This window comes from Bacteroides sp. OM05-12, assembly GCF_003438995.1.
GTDB lineage: Bacteria > Bacteroidota > Bacteroidia > Bacteroidales > Bacteroidaceae > Bacteroides.
In genome coordinates this window covers 15,613-32,765 of the sequence record NZ_QSUN01000032.1, presented here as the reverse complement: position 1 = coordinate 32,765, position 17,153 = coordinate 15,613, and the positions used below count along the sequence as shown (strand labels likewise).

Sequence of the window (17,153 nt, the reverse complement as noted above, 5' to 3'; positions counted from 1 at the left end):
GAGCTAAGTTTCCCAACTCCTATATATTTCTCGATAGATTTATTCATTCCTACTTCGTTATTAGTTAATTGGGATAATACATCCAATGGGTAATATCTTCGCCTTTGAGACAAGACCATTGCCACCCTTTCTTATTATCTATATAAATGCGTTTCCCTTTCCCTACACATCCATTTTTATAGAGTACAATTACATTTTTGGTATGTGCAAAAATGGTTCTCTCATCCACATCAATTCCATCCTCCGGCATTTTATCGTTCACGTTTACCCATGCCATTTGCCTTGCCTGCCATTCTGCACCAGCCTTAAAAAGAGGAACAGCATATTTTTGAATTGCCGCACTGGATATTATGTAGTGTTTCGAGTCTTTATGAATTTTATAGGCAACATGAAGCTCTTGTATAATCTTCTCACGTTCAATTCTTGACGCTACTTCTATATCTTGTTTCATTTCTGTATCTGTTATTAGTCAATTGGTAATTCTTGAATTTTCCTCATAATGTCAGTTACTTCGTCTGCTGTGACATAACCTATTACATCGTTTGTTATTGGCGTATTATAGCACAATACCCCATCTTTGAGTATTCCAACTTCATAAGTATCTATGCCGTTGGAATAAAACATCGAACCAAACAGAACACTAATTCCATATCCATTTTCAAAATCCATTTTTGCCTGTTTGGATTCAGCGTACATTTGCCTCATATCTGATGGAAGTTTCTCGGCTTCTTTCGCTATTGGATGAGGATTAAAAACTAAATCATTTATATTCTTCATTTTCATATTGGTTATTAGTTAATTAAAATGGCATGGTATTCCAATAGTTAAGCCAATGCCCAAAACAATCACATCGGTTCCCATCATTTTCCTTACGGACAAAAGCGAGATTGTTTCTATCAATCAATGGCTTATTGTAAGGGTATTGTTTAACTCTGATTTTATAGGCTCGTAGCGCAAGCCTACGATTCTTAGTTTTACTCATGTCTTCTTTTGTATTGAATTATTCACCTTCTGAAAACTTCTTCCCACAAAATGGGCAGAAAGGATAAGCGATAGATATAGTATTTTCTGTTTTATTGAATGTACCATCTTTTTTCTTATTCCGGTATGTTGCTTCTATTACTGGTTTCTTTTCAAAAGACGGCATGGCGTACATATAATTTAAAGATGCTTCCGGATCACCAGTCTTTTCTTTCAAATTCGCTTCTACTTTATCAAAACAATCACACATATTTCGCTACGCTTGCCTATACAGCATTAGGTTCAAGTTTTTAATTTTATACGTTAATCACCTATGATTTGATGTATTGAGTATGTTTGCTTACCTTTGAATTTAGAAAAATCGACTAATGGTTGCCTGTGATAAAGCGCAATAGCAACTTTCCGAAATCTTTCGTAATTACGACTATCTATAGGAAATAATGAATGTTTTTTCATAGCCTCAAATAACTCTTTACGGGTATGAGCATAATGTCCCATACAGCTATTTTCAGCAAATTCATGCTCAATTTGATGGTTATGATAGAATTCATTATCCTTTGATAGAAATATTCTCAACCTTTCCAATCGAGTAAAGCCTAACCTCTCATGACCCAGCCTTGATGTTTCCTTTTCTTCCAACCAGGCTACGATTTCAAGATTATAGAAACCTTTATTATACTCTCTTCTGTAGAAATAGTGTATTTTCATATAGTTTGGTTTTGAGGGTTATTTATCGAATATTCTACTAATGTTATTGTATGATTCACAATCAACATATTCTTCATTTTCCTTGCAATCGCCCCGACATGGACAATCTCTACATAGCGCTTCGAGAACGATATTTTTCATATCTATTGCACCTCGCTGATAAGCTATCATCAAATGGCACGTATCACTTGAAAGATTTGTTCTTTTAGCAAATATCTTACTCATACGTTGAATGCGTGTATCACTTTCTTGAATAGCAGTAGCTGTACTATCCTGCATTTCTTCTGCTTTAAATAAAGTATTTTCGCCCATTTCTATTTATTTTGCTCTAATTCATTTATATATTTTCGATACTCAAGCTCGGTCTTAGCCAAATTTATCAAAGTATTTACTCCTTGAAATACTTGTTTCGCTTGATTAACAGCAGCCGGGCTTTCTTTTACCGCTTCTATTTGTTTAAGTATAGTATCTCTCATCTGTTGGATTATAGTTGGGTTAACAGTAGATACAGAATCTAACCTTTTATTGGTTAAAATGATGACTTGTGAGGTTACTGGTTTGAAACGCTCCAATTTAATAATTAAGTCACCTATATTATATACCAACGTTTTTCCATTATTCAGATATATTTCGATTTCGTCACCGTCATCCCCTGTTCCATCACAATAACCTAATATAACAACCTCTTCATTATTGTAGAGGAATGGTTTGTTAACCATACTTCTTAATTTTTCAAGTGCATTCATTTATCTCTTTTTTAAGGTAATTAGTCATTCGTTTTAAGTCTATCAGATCCCGGTTATCCTCTAAAATTATTCGTTGCATCTTTTTATCTCTTCCAGCTATTTGCATAGCAATGGTTTCATCGCTATGACGACATCGTTCCATACTTTCTGCCCTTGTTAACAGTTCCCAATTTTCAGGATTACAATTTAATGTATTGCCATCTTTACAATATAGTATTTTATTGACAGGGATTTTACCATATTTTTGCTCCCATAACATGATATGTTTATGTACCCATTTACCCAAAGATATTCGAATAAATATAAAAGGCTTACCGCGCTTATCAATTCGAATTCGTTCTGCGCCATCATAAAGTGTGTTAGTAGGAATATGTCCCTTTTTGAACATGGAGCTTTGGCAACGTTTATATAACTCAGGAGAGAGCCTTTTCCCTTTATTTTTAGGTATATGCCCTTTACTAAAACGAACACCAAGGTTCTTGTCCGCTAACTTTTTTCCGAGAGTTCTATTTGTTTTCATCACAAATTCAATAGGTTTTTTCAATCCCATCATATGTGCACGGTTATTAATAGCATATACAGTACAACCAATAATTTGAGCTATTTCCCGGTTTGTATGATTTGGATATAACCTTTCTATTGTTTTTATTTCTTCAATCGTAAACCGATGCCTATTCTTGTTCATGATTATATCAGTTTATATTGCTTTCTTTATTCTCATTATTTTTTGTCCCTTTATGAGTCGTATTTATCGGTTCTATATTCTCCACATTTCGATATAATATCTCCGTGATCTCTTCAATGAATTCAGAAAGAACATCCTTTTTTTCTAATTTAATAGCTAATCCTCCTGATTCTCCATCATAATCGCTAACTCTTTCTAGCATGAGATAGGATAGATTTTCAATTGCATCTATAAAATGAGGATAAGCATGTGGATTGAAGTTTAAGAAGATGTTAAACTTCAAGTTTGTTGGTTTCCCTACTTTTATTACGAACTTCTCATTTTTGCTTTTTATCGTTGTAAAAAGCTGATTTACATTACTTTTAGACATAATGATTAATTATTTAGGTTTTCAATATCGCCATGAGATTTAACTAAAATATTATTCGATAAATTCCAAATTACAGATACGAGATAGTTCTTTCATTTCTAGAATGGAAAAATTATTCCTATTCAATTTACTATACCAAGTAGGATATGATATACCGGACGATTTCAAGAATTCATCTCTCACTCTCTGTTTTTCTTTTGGACTAAGGGTAAAATAATACTCAATAAATGTAATTCTGTTAGATTTATCACTTTCTTTCATTTGGAATATAAATTTTAGTCTTATATTTATAACGCAAATATATAAAATAGTAATCAATAGATTGCTATTTTACACGATAAAGATTACTATTTTATATTATTTAGAATATGTCTATTTTATAATTATATGCTTAACAGAGATAAAATCAGGAAGTTAATAGAAGAATCTGGCATGTCTAATGAGAGATTCTTTGAGGAATCAGGTATAAAAAAATCATGGTACCAAAAATCCATTAATGGCAATAGTGAACCTGGAGTTTACAAATTAGAGACTATAGCGGACTACTTTGGAGTTCCTTTGGATTATTTTTTTGATAGAGAACAAAAAGTTCAAATAGGTCATAATGTTAATGGTGATGGTAATAATGTTGGAGATATTTCTATTTCTGAATTTAAGAAAGAGAATGATTTATTGAACCGGATTTTACAGGAAAAAGAACGAATTATCGAAGAGAAGCAACGAGTTATTGATGAAAAAGAACGAATGATTAATATCTTATTGAAACAATCAAAAGAATAACATACAGAAACATACATTCTGTATGTTTTATACAAAGCATACAATTATTAAAGTGCTTATACTCAGCAATATAATATCGGGAATAAGTTTCCAGTCACCCCGACTATTGAGCATCAAGGAGTTAAGTTAATGACTTAGCTCCTTTTTCTTTATCGCGATTACAGTTTGATTACACTTTTCACGTAACTTAATCCAACCCAATACAAATCATACCACTAATTAGATTGGTATTTATTTGACTGTTAATGTTTCCTAACCCTCAAAAGTTTTTTTATATGTAACCGCACTCCCTTTTTGTGCATAGGCTCTTTTGCTCTTCTATTAGAAGCAAACCTGTTATAACAAACAGGGTAGGACAGTTATTGCCCTACCCCTATCTTATACGCTCCGTTAGAAACCTTATTTTTATAATATCATACCAAGAACTGTTTTCAAAACACAGCAGCTATCTTCTTTATGTTATTCAGCTTTTCAAGCAAAGAATTATTTTTTCGTGCCACCTGTATATTATAGTCTGTTTGCATCCTTACAAGCAAATCGGCATTGATACCTAAAGCAGCCTCTAAGAACAAGGCAAATTCGGTAGTTATCGGACGTTTTGCATTTAACGTCTCATTTAAGGCGGAATAAGACAAACCAAACTTCTTTGCAAAGTCCTTTTGTTTTATGCCTCTGCATTCCAATTCTTCCTTAACCAGTTCTCCCGGATGGTAGGGACGGAATGATTGTAAATTGTTCGCTGTTATACTCATAGTTCCTATTTATAATGATTCGTAATATCTACCAAAGAACATATTTCTACGACTGTTTGATTGCCTGCATTGGTAATTTCCCGAAATTCCAACCTATATTGGTCATTGATACGCAAAGAGGAAAACCCTTTCTTATCACCTTTCAACTTTTCATAGTTCAAAGCTCTATACTGATATAGGTCTTCCATTCGAGAGGCATTTAGTAGAGCCTTGACACACTTCAAATAACCATTGACTATTTGAGGTTGGAAGCGATGCTTCTTATCATCGGTCTTTCCTTTTTCATAAAGTTCTGCCAAATATTCCTTTTCAAATTCTACATTCATATAACCGTTCTTTGATGACACAAAGATAACACATATTTGTACGATTCGCAATATTAGCGAATTATTTTTGTCAATAGCCCAATATATATTAGTTCTTTTACTCCTCTATTAGGAACACACACCATGCTAACAAGCAGGGTAAGACAACTATTACACTACCCCTATCTTATACGCTCCATTATAAGTTTCATTGCTGCTACCTACTTATATATTGAATATACCTCAATAGGGACTGTATCTACTAAGCCATGTTTTACATAGCTTAAAGAAACAAGTTTTTCATCTACAGTTTTCCAATACAAAGAGTACTTTCCTTTTTTCACAATGTTATCCTCAACTATCTTTTTTATTTCTTTAGGTGCTTCTATTTGATTGGAATCATTCCACAAAGAACTTCTATATGGATACTTAAAATACAAATAAGAACTTTCTTTTTTATCATAAAGCACAGAACATTCATGCTCTTTTATTTTTAACTTGGGGTGAAATGTCATACTAAAAAACACTTTACCATTAACAACTTTCGCAGTCTTTCCACTCGTGCTTGACGGTTCATATTCTATTTTACCATGTAATTGCTCATTTTTCAACTCAACATTCAATCACCAATGAAATAAACTAACCAAATCCCCTTCACACTTTATTGCAAGGGTCTCGGAGAATTAGTATCTTTGCTCGCATCAACTAGTTGTTGCACAATAGGCGCGATAGCTATCTCACAATATATGCAATAGCTATTTCACCTAATGTGAGATAACTATCGTATATGTTGTGAGACAGATAGTTGGTAAGTAATAAAATAGTAGTAAAACCGCATGGAGAATATAGTTTCCCTGCAACAAACAATTAAGTCAATGAGTGCACCTTATGATTTCTTCCGTACCCCACAACGTAAAGATGAGGATAAAGTAAAATACCATGCCCGATTGGTCGTTAAGAATACCATGACTACGGAAGAAGTGGTAGAATTGATAGCGTCACGATGCAGCCTGCAACCAGGAGATGTAACGGCTGCGCTCATTGAGCTGGCCAAGGTTCTCAAAGACGAAATGGCAGAAGGACGCAACGTGCAGCTCAAAGGAATAGGTTCTTTCCGCATCAAGGCAAAATCTCCGGCTGTAAGTTCTCCTAAAGAGATACGAGCCGAAAATATCAGTTTCGGAGGAGTGGTCTACACACCGGAAGCAAAATTACTGCGTAGTTTAAGCGGGACCCGTTTTGAACGAGCCAAAGAGATACACCGTTCGCTGGAGTTAAGTGATGGCGAGATAGACAGGAAACTGACGGAACACTTTGCAGAGCACGACAGCATCACTACCCGGGAAATGTGCTCACTCTGCGGTTTAAGGAAAGCCACTGCTTTGCGTCGGCTGAAAGAACGCGTGGACGAAGGCAAGCTGAGGCATCCGGGATACCTCCGCGCTCCGTTTTATTATCCCGTGGCAGGATGTTTTGGAAAAGAATAAAAGAGACAGATTCGGTCAATCGGCACACAAGCCCTGTCTTTCAAAATACTCTTTTCTGGTGAGGAAGAAGCATTGAAGATCCAGCACTCTGCCGTCATACAACTCGTCGGCTTGGTGCAATGTGCCTTCGTAAGTGAAACCGAAACGTTCGATAACACGTAGAGAACGAGCATTATGCGGATAACAATTTATCGTAATAAGATTCAGTTCCAACTGTTCAAAACCGAAGTAGAGGACAGCCTCTACCGCTTCCGAAATCAGTCCCCGTCCCCAATAGTCCTCATGAAGCCAATAGCCCATCATCTTAGACGAATGATAGTTGCGCAAAGGATCTTTGATAAGACCGATAGAACCGATCAGGCGGTTATCTTCCAATGAGACGATAGCCCACATTCCCGGCTGTCCGATAAAGACTTCATTTAAAATCGCCTCGGACTCTTCAATCGTGCGGTGAGGCATCCATCCCGCATTATCACCTAAATGCGGATTCTTGCAGCAATCAAAGAAATCATTCAAATCACTCTTCTCAAACGGACGCAACAGCAATCGCTCCGTTTCCAGTCCTGGTATACAATATTCCATTTATCTGTATTTATCGGCTATTTTAACTATCCCATGCATTCCCGGTAAAAGTCGAGCATATCGAATATCTCTTCTTTATCGGCTGTTTGGTTTATCTCCACCTCGCCCACTTCTTTTAATAAAGTGAAGTTAATGATACCGGCACTATTCTTCTTATCATGCTTCATCAGCTCATAGAGTCTCTCATATTGATTGCAGTCGAAAGCAAACATTCCGTAGTTTTCTTTAATGAAAGTAATAGTCTGCCGCAGTTTATCTTTCGGGAAACCTACTTTAAGATGAGAGAAATAGAGTTCGCAAACGATTCCCCATGCCACGGCATACCCATGCAATACCGGGCGGTGTTGCTCCAAAGCAAGGCTTTCAAAGGCATGCCCCACCGTATGTCCCAGGTTTAATGCCTTACGGATACCTTGTTCATAAGGATCTTTCTGAACAATATCCTCTTTTATCTGAACAGACTTGCCTACCAACGCCCTCAATGCGGCATAATCAATATCCACCGTATCAAACTTCAATAATTCCGCCCAATGCCCTACCGTACTGATAAGGCCGTGCTTCAACATCTCCGCATAGCCGGAAAAGAAGTTTTCCGTATCAAGCGTACGCAGAAATTCGGTTTCTATCAGCACACTGTCCGCAGGAGCAAACGCTCCGATTTCGTTCTTCAACCCATTGAAGTTAATCCCCGTTTTTCCGCCTACCGACGCATCCACCATCGCTAGAAGTGTTGTTGGAATATTGATGGAATTGATTCCCCGTTTAAAAGTAGATGCGGCAAATCCGCCTAAGTCTGTTATCATTCCCCCACCAAGGTTTATCAGCAGCGAATGCCGTGTCGCCCCCTGGTTACTTAATTCCATCCACACATGCGCTAGTGTATCCAGTTCCTTATGCACATCTCCCGCACCGATAGTTATCTGAATGGCATCTTGCAGACACGCTGTTTTATTTAAAAGCGGCAGGCAAAGTTCGCGGGTATGCTCATCCGTGAGGACAAACAATTTGTCAAACGGGCATTTCCCGATAGCCTTATCCAAACTTTCTTCCAGATTCTCGCAGATGATTATTTCTTGTCTATTCATGCTCTTAGCTACATTAATGCTGCAAACTTACGCTAAAAACATAAAAAAGCAAAATCATTCTACTTAATTACTTACAAATAATTACCTTTGCGCATATTAATCAAATAAGAACACGCTATGAAAGCATTATTACCCGCATATTGCCGTCTGCTCGGTTACGCCATCCTTCTGTTGTCTATTTTCTCTCCCTTTATTTTAATGATGTATGGAATAATCACAGATGAAAACTTGTTGCTTTGCAAAGAAATCATTAAACTGTTTATGATTGTAGGCTTACTGATGATTTTACTTGCCTATACCAAGAATGAAAACGAGGAGACAGAAGTAATACGGGTTAAAGCGATGCGTAATGCTTTCTTTATCACCATCATATATATCTTTGTAAGTATGCTTTTCCGCCTTTACAAAGGCAGTAACGAACTGATGGATACTTCCTCATTCCTTATCTTTATGGCAATGAATGTCATTTGCCTGGAGTTTGGCATTAAGAAAGCCGTCGTTGATAAAATATTTAAAAGATAACCGGTTTATTAAACCTTTTCGCATATTCTGTGTCCAAAGAGCATAATTGTTACTTAGGATTCCACTTCATGAAAAAGATATTGGCATTATTGCTCCTTTGTTTTACAACCGTAACCTTAACTACGGCGCAAAATAAATATGTTTCTTTGTCCGGAAGTATAATTGATGCAGATGAAAAGGCGCCTGTTGCGCAGGCTACCGTACAACTGTTATCGCTTCCGGACAGCACTTTCGTTTCCGGAGAAGCAAGTTCCAACAACGGCTATTTCAAATTCCCCAACCTCAAAGCCGGAAAGTATGCACTGAAAGTTTCCTTCGTTGGTTATCAGACTTTAATAAAGTCCATAGAACTCTCTGCAGCAAAGCCATCCGTTAATCTCGGGCAGCTGGCATTACAACCGGACGCAATCATGTTGGGAGAGGCGGTAGTCGTGGCAGAAGCCCCGCAAGTCACAGTAGTGCAGGATACTACTGTTTACAATACTTCCGCTTACCGGGTACCCGAAGGAGCAATGTTGGAAGACTTGGTTAAGAAACTCCCCGGCGCCGAAGTAGACTCGGAAGGAAAGGTAACGGTAAACGGGAAGGAAATCAAGAAAATCATGGTAGATGGAAAAGAGTTTTTCAGTGATGACCCGAAACTTGCCATGAAAAACCTGCCCGTAGAAATGATAGATAAGGTAAAGGCTTACGATAAGAAATCTGATTTGGCACGTGTCACGGGAATTGACGACGGAGAAGAAGAAGCAGTGCTCGACCTGACCGTCAAGAAAGGAATGAAGCAAGGATGGTTCGGCAATTTCATCGGAGGATACGGAAGTAAAGAACGATATGAAGCAGGAGCAATGGCAAACCGCTTTACCGACAAAGCCCAATTCTCTTTAATCGGCTCTGCAAACAATACGAACAATCAAGGATTCTCTGAGTTTGGTGATGCCGGACAAGGCATGGGCGGCAATGCGGGTAGTGGTATCAATACATCCCAATCTTTAGGAGTGAACTTTGCCAAAGACAGTGAAAAGATGGAGATTGGTGGCGACGTGCAATACGGACATTCCAATCGGGATGCCTGGACTAAAAGTGCTACGGAAACTTTTCTTCAGAACGGTTCTTCTTATAAAAACAGTATGAACACCTCCAATAGAAACAGGCATGATGTTTCCGCCAACTTTCGTTTGGAATGGCGTCCGGACAGTATGACAAACATCATCTTCCGTCCATCCGGTTCTTACTCCAAGACAAACAGTTACAGCAACGGGGTTTCCACTACGTTGGACAACGAGCGGGATTCCGTCAACCACAAAGTATCCGACACACAAGGAAGAAACAATAATGTAAGTGCAAAAGGTGATCTGCAAATCAACCGTAAACTGGGGAATAAACCGGGCAGAAACCTGACTCTCCGGTTAAACTATAACTATAACAATTCAAACTCCGACCGCTGGTCTTATTCCGAAACGGATTTCTACAAGAACGACAGTCTTTCTATTCTTGACCGTTTCAATGACGGAAACAACTACGGCAATAGCTACAAAATACAAATGACCTATACGGAACCGGTCTTCACCAACCGCTTCCTACAATTCAGTTACAGCTACCAATACAAGAAGTCGCATTCGCAGAAATACGTCTATAATGCCAATGATGAGAACTATTATCCTATAAAAGACCGTTTGGATTCACTGAGCAATGAATCCGAGAACAAATATATGACACAACAACTGCAAGTTTCTCTCCGTACCATACGCGAGAAATACATGTATAATATAGGTGTGAGCGTAGAACCGCAAAAGTCTACCACGACTACTATTGTAGGTCCGAATGCAAAGCAACCGCTATCACAACATGTGTGGAACTACTCTCCTACCATCGACTTCCGCTATCGTTTCTCCAAGCAGGAACAACTTCGACTGATGTATCGTGGACGAAGCTCTGCCCCAAATATCGAGGACTTGCAAGCAGTAAAAGACGTTACCGACCCAATGAACCTGATTTATGGTAATCCGTCTCTAAAACCGTCTTACAGTAACCGTTTCATGATGTTCTATAATAAATATTCACCAAAGACGCAACGGGGGATGATGGCAAACCTCTCCTTCAACAATACGCTGAACAGCACGGCAAACAAAGTGACTTACGATGAAGAAACCGGTGGAAAGATTACCAACCTTGTCAATGTCAATGGAAACTGGAATACGCAGGCCTTTTTCTCTTTTAACACCCCTTTTAAGAATCGCAAATTCACAATAAACACATATACCAATGCCTTCTACCAGAATCTGGTAGGATTCAGCAGTATCAATAAAGAGAATGCGGAGAAAAGTACCACGCGCAACCTGAATTTACTGGAAAGACTGACCGGAAACTTCCGCAGTGACGTTTTCGAATGCGGATTGTCCGGTTCCGTAAAGTACGGTTTCTCCCACAATACAATTCAAAAGGACAGGAATCAGGAAACGTTTGACTACGAGATTTCTGCTAACACCAACGTTAATCTTCCGTGGGATATATACCTGTCATCCGATATCAACTACAGCATTAAATCCGGCTACGGAGAAGGATTTGATAAGAATGTAGTGCTATGGAACGCGCAAATATCCAAGAATTTCCTGAAAAACAAACAAGCCACTCTCCGTTTCAAGATATACGATATACTGAAGCAGCAGAATAACCTGACAAGAACCGTCACAGCCAATTATACGCAAGATTCGGAGTACAATACGCTGAACAGCTACTTCATGTTTCATTTTGTTTATCGTCTGAATACATTGGGCGGCAAGCAAATGAAAGGTAAACGAGCTCCCGGAGGCAATCATGGCGGTTCACGTCCTTACGGAGGAGGCAGACCATCTTCACGTCCGATGATGATGTAAACCGTAATCTTTTCATTCAGATGTGATTAAAGTCAGGAATTGTATGAAAGTGATAGGAAAAGCCCAATAGCCCTATTTATCAAAACACACTTATTTGTTTCTCTACAAAACGCATCTTAAATTACAATATATCTGAATAATATATTATCTTTGTTCTTAATGGTTCTCTTTAAATAGAAAAACGAACAATGACTAAAAAGAAAATTATCCGAGGAATAAATGAAGAAATGGCTGATGCATTAAAAAACAGCTGCCTACATCATCTCTATACAGAGTCTCAAGAAGAACTATTCTTTGGTATTCGCAACGGATATCTCAATCTTTACTATAATTGTGATAGTATCGCAAAAATTGAATATAAAAGAAAGCGCACAGATAAAGAGAAAAAAATCTATTGCACAATCAATAATTACTATTTAAATGGGAAAAATGGTATAGATATTTCTCCTGAAACAATCCATAATTGTTATCAAGAAATAAAAGATGTCAGTGATCAAAAGAGTAAGAAAACTCTCGAAAAAAGAGCCCAAGCACTATTAATAACAAAAAACAATAGCAATCCAAAATCCAAGTGGTTCTGCTTAGATGTGGAATATAGAAAACAATTTCATAACAGAACAGAACGTGATAATAGTGGTTTTAAAGGACGCTTCGATATTATAGCCATTTCTAAAACCAAACCCTATAATATAGCCTTAATAGAATTAAAATATGGAAGTAAAGCGATTGGTGGAAACAGTGGAATATACAAACATATAAAAGACTTCAAACTATTTCAAGACAAAGGCTATTTTAAATCATTAAAGCAAGAAATTGTAAATATCATCAAAGCTCAAGTGGAATTAGGTGTGAATGTACCTAAAGAACTACATGGCATAGAAATTAAAGACATCCTGACTAAACCGGAATTCTATTTTATAATTTTAAATAATAACAAGGAAAAGAATGGCAGCACCCCTAAACAAACAATGGCAGGGTATCTATTCAAACCAAATAATAATAAGTATAAAGATTGGAAGTGTAAAAGATCGGCCAAACACTGCGTGGAAGATGATTTTGGCGATATTACTCAAAAAAACAATGATTTCCATGCTACCTTTTTATTCTCCAAAGTTATTATTCCAGAAACTGAAACTGCAAAAACGACAACATTTGGAATCACAGATATAATTAATGGAGAATACGATGAAATAATCAGACCAGAATGAAATTAATTATTCACAGAGGAACAAAGCAGATAGGAGGATGCGTAACTGAAATTGAACATAACGGTTACAAAGTTTTTATTGACTACGGAGAACAATTACCAGGTACAATAACATCAGACTTACCCTTGATTGAAGGCTTAACATGTGGAGATATATCCAGAAGTGCACTTTTCATATCTCATTATCATGGTGACCACATAGGAAAAATATGCGATGTGCCACATGACATCCCTATATATATTGGAAAAACCGCATGTGAGATTTACAGGTGTCTTGAGCAAAGACTAACTTATATCCAAGACCTTACAGAAAGAAATAAACATAAAAAGATTGTAGAGCGCATCAATACCTTTAAAACATTTACCCCACTTGAAAAGATAAAAATAGGTAAAATAACGATCACGCCTTTGATGATAGATCATTCCGCTTTTGATGCTTATATGTTCATTATCGAAGCAGAAGGAACACGCTTACTCCATACTGGTGATTTTCGCGGACATGGTTTCAGAGGATCAAAGCTCAACAAAATGCTACAAAAGTATGCCTCCAACATAAATTATATCATCTCAGAAGGAACTAATGTTTCCCGATCCAATGTTGCTATGCAAACGGAACGAGAGTTACAACAAGATTTTGAGAATCAATTTAAGCAAAATAAATACAATTTCGTATTAGTCTCATCTACCAATATTGACCGAATATTCTCTTTGTACCATGCAGCAAAAAGAGCAGGACGGAGTTTCGTTTGCGACAACTATCAAGCTGAAATATTGAAGATTGTTTCTAAGAACCATAAAAGATATACTCCTTTTTATGATATTAACTATGCACAAACTGAAAATTATGCAGGACGATTCTTTACATTAAAAAAGGGCATTCATTCTAATTCATTTCTATTTTCGGAAAACTTTAAGAACTTTTTAATGAAGCATGGCTTTTGTATGCTTATTCGCGCAACAGAAGCATTTAAACCTATCTTAGCTGAATATAATGCAAAGATTTACTATTCAATGTGGAATGGATATTTGGATAATCAAAAGCAAGCATACAATCCAATACTACATGATTTCCTGTCCTCCTATGAAATAGATTATATGCATACAAGCGGACATGCCGATACACCCACATTAAGAACGGTCTTTAAAACTGTAAAGCCCATTGGCGGCATTATCCCTATTCATACAGAAGCTCCTGAAAAATTTCAAAGATTATTCGGGGAAATAGCCCCTGTTATCACACTTTATGATGGTGAATCGTTTAATTGCAAGCTAATTTAAATATGGTAAAATCAATCCTTCATCTTTCAGATACTCATGGTTATCATAATCAACTAAATGATTTACCGAATACAGACCTCATTATACATTCAGGTGATATTTCATTTGCCGGAACAGAAAATGAAATAATGGACTTCATGGAATGGTTCTTCAATTTACCTCACAAATATAAAATATTTATTGCAGGAAACCATGATGATGGTTTATTTGGCGCAAATATAGAAGGATTACCTGAAAATTGCTTTTATCTATGTAATTCAGGTATAACAATAGAAAACATAAAACTTTATGGCATACCTATGTTCATGGAAGACGTTCTATCTGGAAAATATACGAAACAAATAGCATCTATCCCCTCGAATATTGATGTATTAGTTTCTCATCAACCGCCTTATTGTATCTTGGATTCATCGGCAAATATTAACTATGGAAGTTCTGATTTATTACAAGCCATATTGAGGATTCAGCCGAAATATCATTTATTCGGGCACATCCACAATGCAGTAGGTATCGAATATACAGAAAAGACAACATTTGTAAACGCAGCACAACTTGATGAAAAATATAAACTGAATTATGTCCCATTCTTATTAAAAATCGAGAGATAATTCCTGTTTTCAATAACTTTCCACTCTCTTTGGGAATTATATCTAAACTTTCGACTCGAATATCTCAGTATCCTCTTAAATGTCTTCTATCCAATCCAAGTTAAGTTATTCTTGATTTTTTATTCGTCTATTCCAACGTTTTTATATAACTTTGCTAATTGAATCCAATAAAGCAACATCGACTATGATAGATTGGAGCGGATTAGTGAATCAAATATTTACCGTTACTTTCGATATTCTGTACGTCGGAGCTGTTATCGGTACGATTATCGTTGTCATCCTCGATAATAGAAATCCGGTAAAGACGATGGCATGGATACTTGTGTTAACCTTTCTTCCCTTTATCGGACTTATTTTCTATATATTCTTTGGACGTAGCACCCGTCGGGAACGGTTAATTAGTAAAAAGAGTTACAACCGTTTAATGAAAAGACCTATGCAAGAGTTTCTTGCACAGGCCGCATTTCAGTTCCCCGACAATCAGCACCAACTGATGGCACTGTTTAAAAGCACGAATCAGGCATTGGTTTTTGAAGGAAACAAAATAGATATCTATACATCAGGACTTCCTAAATTACAGGCTCTTATACATGAACTATATAAAGCAAAGCAATATATCCATTTGGAATATTACATTTTTGAAGACGATGCTGTAGGACGACTGGTACGCGACGTCTTGATAGATAAAGCACACGAAGGAGTGGAGATAAGGCTTTTATATGATGATGTAGGTTGCTGGCATGTACCAAACCGTTTTTATGAGGAGATGAGGGAAGCCGGTATCGAAGCACGCAGTTTTCTGAAAGTGCGTTTCCCCCAGTTTACCAGTAAAGTGAATTATCGAAATCACCGGAAAATAGCTGTCATAGATGGGAAAGTCGGCTTTATCGGAGGAATGAATATTGCAGAAAGATATATGCGCGGATTTAGCTGGGGTATCTGGCGGGATACACACATCAAGATAAAAGGTAAAGCGGTATACGGCCTTCAAACAGCTTTTCTTATGGATTGGTACTTTGTAGATCGCACCTTACTTACTTCTGCCAAATATTTCCCTGAAGTGAAATCATACGGCAACAGTATCATGCAAATAGTTACCTCCGAACCGGTTGGACAATGGAAAGAAATCATGCAGGGATTAACGCTTGCCATCAGTAGCTCCCGAAAATATTTCTATATTCAAACTCCTTACTTTCTTCCAACCGAACCTATACTGTCTGCACTCCAAATCGCAGCCTTAGCCGGAGTAGATGTCCGGTTAATGATGCCGGAACGAGCCGACAACCGTATTACACATCTTGGTTCCTGTTCTTATTTGAGTGACATACTCAAGGCAGGTGTAAAAGTCTATTTCTATCAAAAAGGGTTTCTACACTCCAAACTTATGGTTTCTGACGATACCTTATCTACAGTAGGCTCTACTAATATGGATTTCCGTAGTTTTGAACATAACTTTGAAATAAACGCTTTCATGTATGACAAAGACACTGCACTTAGAATGAAAGAGATTTTTCTGCGTGATCAAAAAGAATCAGTACAGATACAATTAAAGAATTGGCAGAAGCGTCCGTTAAAACGTAAAGCGACGGAATCTATCGTAAGACTACTAGCCCCGTTATTATAATCTATTTATTATCCAACCTGAAAAAAGAGAAGTTTACACTTCCATATACTCTCCTTTCCACAAAGTGGGGATCATCCTCAAAGTTATTTGTCTTACCATGCTCCAAAACAAATAATCCGTCTTCTTTCAATAAACCTTTTTCAAAAATAAGTTGTGAAATCGTTTCCAGTCCTTTCAATTCATAAGGGGGATCGGCAAAGATAAAATCAAACTTCTCGCTGCTATTCTCTATATATTTAAAGACATCTCCACGGATAGGAAAACATTTATCAGTCTTTACTTCCTGCATTACCTTACAGATGAAAGCATAATGCTGCGAATCTTTTTCTACCGAAATCACTTTATCGCATCCTCTTGATACCAATTCGATACTAATGCTTCCTGTTCCTGCAAAAAGATCAAGGGCGGTAACGCCATCTTCAAAATCAATCTGGTTAGACAATACATTAAACAAATTCTCCTTGGCAAAATCCGTTGTAGGACGTGCTTTAAAAGTACGAGGCACATCAAATCTCCGTCTTTTATATATTCCGCTGATAACTCGCATATTCTCTTTCTAT

Annotated in this window: 22 protein-coding genes; 8 read left to right on the top strand and 14 right to left on the bottom strand. The window is 37.1% G+C overall.

The window, feature by feature from the left end; all coding sequences use genetic code 11:
* Positions 1–64: 64 nt before the first annotated feature.
* The 8 genes from DXB63_RS16330 to DXB63_RS16295 form a co-directional block, all read right to left on the bottom strand.
* Entirely contained in the window at positions 65–451 is a 387-nt protein-coding gene (locus tag DXB63_RS16330) for a DUF551 domain-containing protein (protein WP_122127451.1), read from the bottom strand.
* 14 nt (positions 452–465) lie between these two features.
* Positions 466–783, bottom strand: a complete 318-nt coding sequence (locus DXB63_RS16325) for a hypothetical protein (protein ID WP_233522884.1) — start codon at positions 781–783, stop codon at positions 466–468.
* Between the two features lie 217 nt (positions 784–1,000).
* Positions 1,001–1,231, bottom strand: coding sequence for a hypothetical protein (locus DXB63_RS16320; protein WP_122127450.1), 231 nt, complete (start codon positions 1,229–1,231; stop codon positions 1,001–1,003).
* Between the two features lie 53 nt (positions 1,232–1,284).
* Positions 1,285–1,689, bottom strand: a complete 405-nt coding sequence (locus DXB63_RS16315) for a hypothetical protein (RefSeq protein WP_122127449.1) — start codon at positions 1,687–1,689, stop codon at positions 1,285–1,287.
* Between the two features lie 18 nt (positions 1,690–1,707).
* Positions 1,708–2,001, bottom strand: a complete 294-nt coding sequence (locus DXB63_RS16310) for a hypothetical protein (protein WP_122127448.1) — start codon at positions 1,999–2,001, stop codon at positions 1,708–1,710.
* Positions 2,002–2,003: 2 nt separating this feature from the next.
* Positions 2,004–2,435, bottom strand: a complete 432-nt coding sequence (locus DXB63_RS16305; RefSeq protein ID WP_122127447.1) for a hypothetical protein — start codon at positions 2,433–2,435, stop codon at positions 2,004–2,006.
* Positions 2,422–3,120 (bottom strand): HNH endonuclease signature motif containing protein, encoded by a 699-nt coding sequence (locus DXB63_RS16300; RefSeq protein WP_122127446.1) that lies wholly within the window; start codon positions 3,118–3,120, stop codon positions 2,422–2,424. The genes DXB63_RS16305 and DXB63_RS16300 overlap by 14 nt, the downstream gene beginning before the upstream one ends.
* Before the next feature lie 7 nt (positions 3,121–3,127).
* On the bottom strand, positions 3,128–3,490 hold the full coding sequence (locus tag DXB63_RS16295) for a hypothetical protein (protein ID WP_122127445.1): 363 nt from the start codon (positions 3,488–3,490) through the stop codon (positions 3,128–3,130).
* Between the two features lie 387 nt (positions 3,491–3,877).
* Here DXB63_RS16295 and DXB63_RS16285 point away from each other — a divergent pair, with 387 nt between their 5' ends.
* Positions 3,878–4,270 carry a helix-turn-helix domain-containing protein gene (locus DXB63_RS16285; RefSeq protein WP_122127443.1) on the top strand — a complete coding sequence of 131 codons (393 nt, stop codon included), beginning with the start codon at positions 3,878–3,880 and terminating at the stop codon, positions 4,268–4,270.
* Positions 4,271–4,701: 431 nt separating this feature from the next.
* Here DXB63_RS16285 and DXB63_RS16280 read toward each other — a convergent pair whose 3' ends face one another.
* The 3 genes from DXB63_RS16280 to DXB63_RS16270 form a co-directional block, all read right to left on the bottom strand.
* A complete protein-coding gene (locus DXB63_RS16280; protein ID WP_024986867.1) occupies positions 4,702–5,022 on the bottom strand; it encodes a HigA family addiction module antitoxin in 321 nt (106 codons plus the stop codon).
* A 5-nt stretch (positions 5,023–5,027) separates the two neighbouring features.
* Entirely contained in the window at positions 5,028–5,348 is a 321-nt protein-coding gene (locus DXB63_RS16275; protein WP_122127442.1) for a type II toxin-antitoxin system RelE/ParE family toxin, read from the bottom strand.
* 200 nt (positions 5,349–5,548) lie between these two features.
* Positions 5,549–5,938, bottom strand: a complete 390-nt coding sequence (locus DXB63_RS16270) for a hypothetical protein (protein ID WP_199604228.1) — start codon at positions 5,936–5,938, stop codon at positions 5,549–5,551.
* Positions 5,939–6,163: 225 nt separating this feature from the next.
* On the opposite strand from DXB63_RS16270, the gene DXB63_RS16265 reads away from it, so the two are divergent.
* Positions 6,164–6,814, top strand: coding sequence for an HU family DNA-binding protein (locus tag DXB63_RS16265; RefSeq protein ID WP_233522883.1), 651 nt, complete (start codon positions 6,164–6,166; stop codon positions 6,812–6,814).
* Between the two features lie 15 nt (positions 6,815–6,829).
* Here DXB63_RS16265 and DXB63_RS16260 read toward each other — a convergent pair whose 3' ends face one another.
* Together DXB63_RS16260 and aroB are read right to left on the bottom strand one after the other, a co-directional pair.
* Complete coding sequence (locus tag DXB63_RS16260) at positions 6,830–7,396, bottom strand: GNAT family N-acetyltransferase (protein WP_122127440.1); 567 nt, start codon at positions 7,394–7,396, stop codon at positions 6,830–6,832.
* Between the two features lie 26 nt (positions 7,397–7,422).
* On the bottom strand, positions 7,423–8,481 hold the full coding sequence (aroB, locus tag DXB63_RS16255) for a 3-dehydroquinate synthase (protein ID WP_122127439.1): 1,059 nt from the start codon (positions 8,479–8,481) through the stop codon (positions 7,423–7,425).
* 117 nt (positions 8,482–8,598) lie between these two features.
* Here aroB and DXB63_RS16250 point away from each other — a divergent pair, with 117 nt between their 5' ends.
* The 6 genes from DXB63_RS16250 to cls all read left to right on the top strand — a co-directional run bounded on the left by DXB63_RS16250 (position 8,599) and on the right by cls (position 16,593).
* Complete coding sequence (locus tag DXB63_RS16250) at positions 8,599–9,003, top strand: hypothetical protein (RefSeq protein ID WP_122127438.1); 405 nt, start codon at positions 8,599–8,601, stop codon at positions 9,001–9,003.
* Positions 9,004–9,071: 68 nt separating this feature from the next.
* A complete protein-coding gene (locus DXB63_RS16245) occupies positions 9,072–11,876 on the top strand; it encodes a TonB-dependent receptor (protein ID WP_122127437.1) in 2,805 nt (934 codons plus the stop codon).
* Between the two features lie 188 nt (positions 11,877–12,064).
* On the top strand, positions 12,065–13,084 hold the full coding sequence (locus DXB63_RS16240; RefSeq protein ID WP_122127436.1) for a hypothetical protein: 1,020 nt from the start codon (positions 12,065–12,067) through the stop codon (positions 13,082–13,084).
* On the top strand, positions 13,081–14,361 hold the full coding sequence (locus tag DXB63_RS16235) for an MBL fold metallo-hydrolase RNA specificity domain-containing protein (protein ID WP_122127435.1): 1,281 nt from the start codon (positions 13,081–13,083) through the stop codon (positions 14,359–14,361). Before DXB63_RS16240 ends, DXB63_RS16235 begins: the two co-directional genes overlap by 4 nt.
* A gap of 2 nt (positions 14,362–14,363) precedes the next feature.
* The gene (locus tag DXB63_RS16230; RefSeq protein ID WP_122127434.1) at positions 14,364–14,969 is read left to right on the top strand and encodes a metallophosphatase domain-containing protein; all 606 of its coding nucleotides are present in this window, start codon (positions 14,364–14,366) and stop codon (positions 14,967–14,969) included.
* 184 nt (positions 14,970–15,153) lie between these two features.
* Positions 15,154–16,593: a cardiolipin synthase gene (cls, locus tag DXB63_RS16225; protein WP_122127433.1), complete on the top strand. Its 1,440-nt coding sequence runs from the start codon at positions 15,154–15,156 to the stop codon at positions 16,591–16,593.
* Between the two features lies 1 nt (position 16,594).
* Here the strand turns inward: cls and rsmD are convergent, their stop codons facing one another.
* Positions 16,595–17,140 carry a 16S rRNA (guanine(966)-N(2))-methyltransferase RsmD gene (rsmD, locus tag DXB63_RS16220; RefSeq protein ID WP_122127432.1) on the bottom strand — a complete coding sequence of 182 codons (546 nt, stop codon included), beginning with the start codon at positions 17,138–17,140 and terminating at the stop codon, positions 16,595–16,597.
* Positions 17,141–17,153 lie beyond the last annotated feature (13 nt).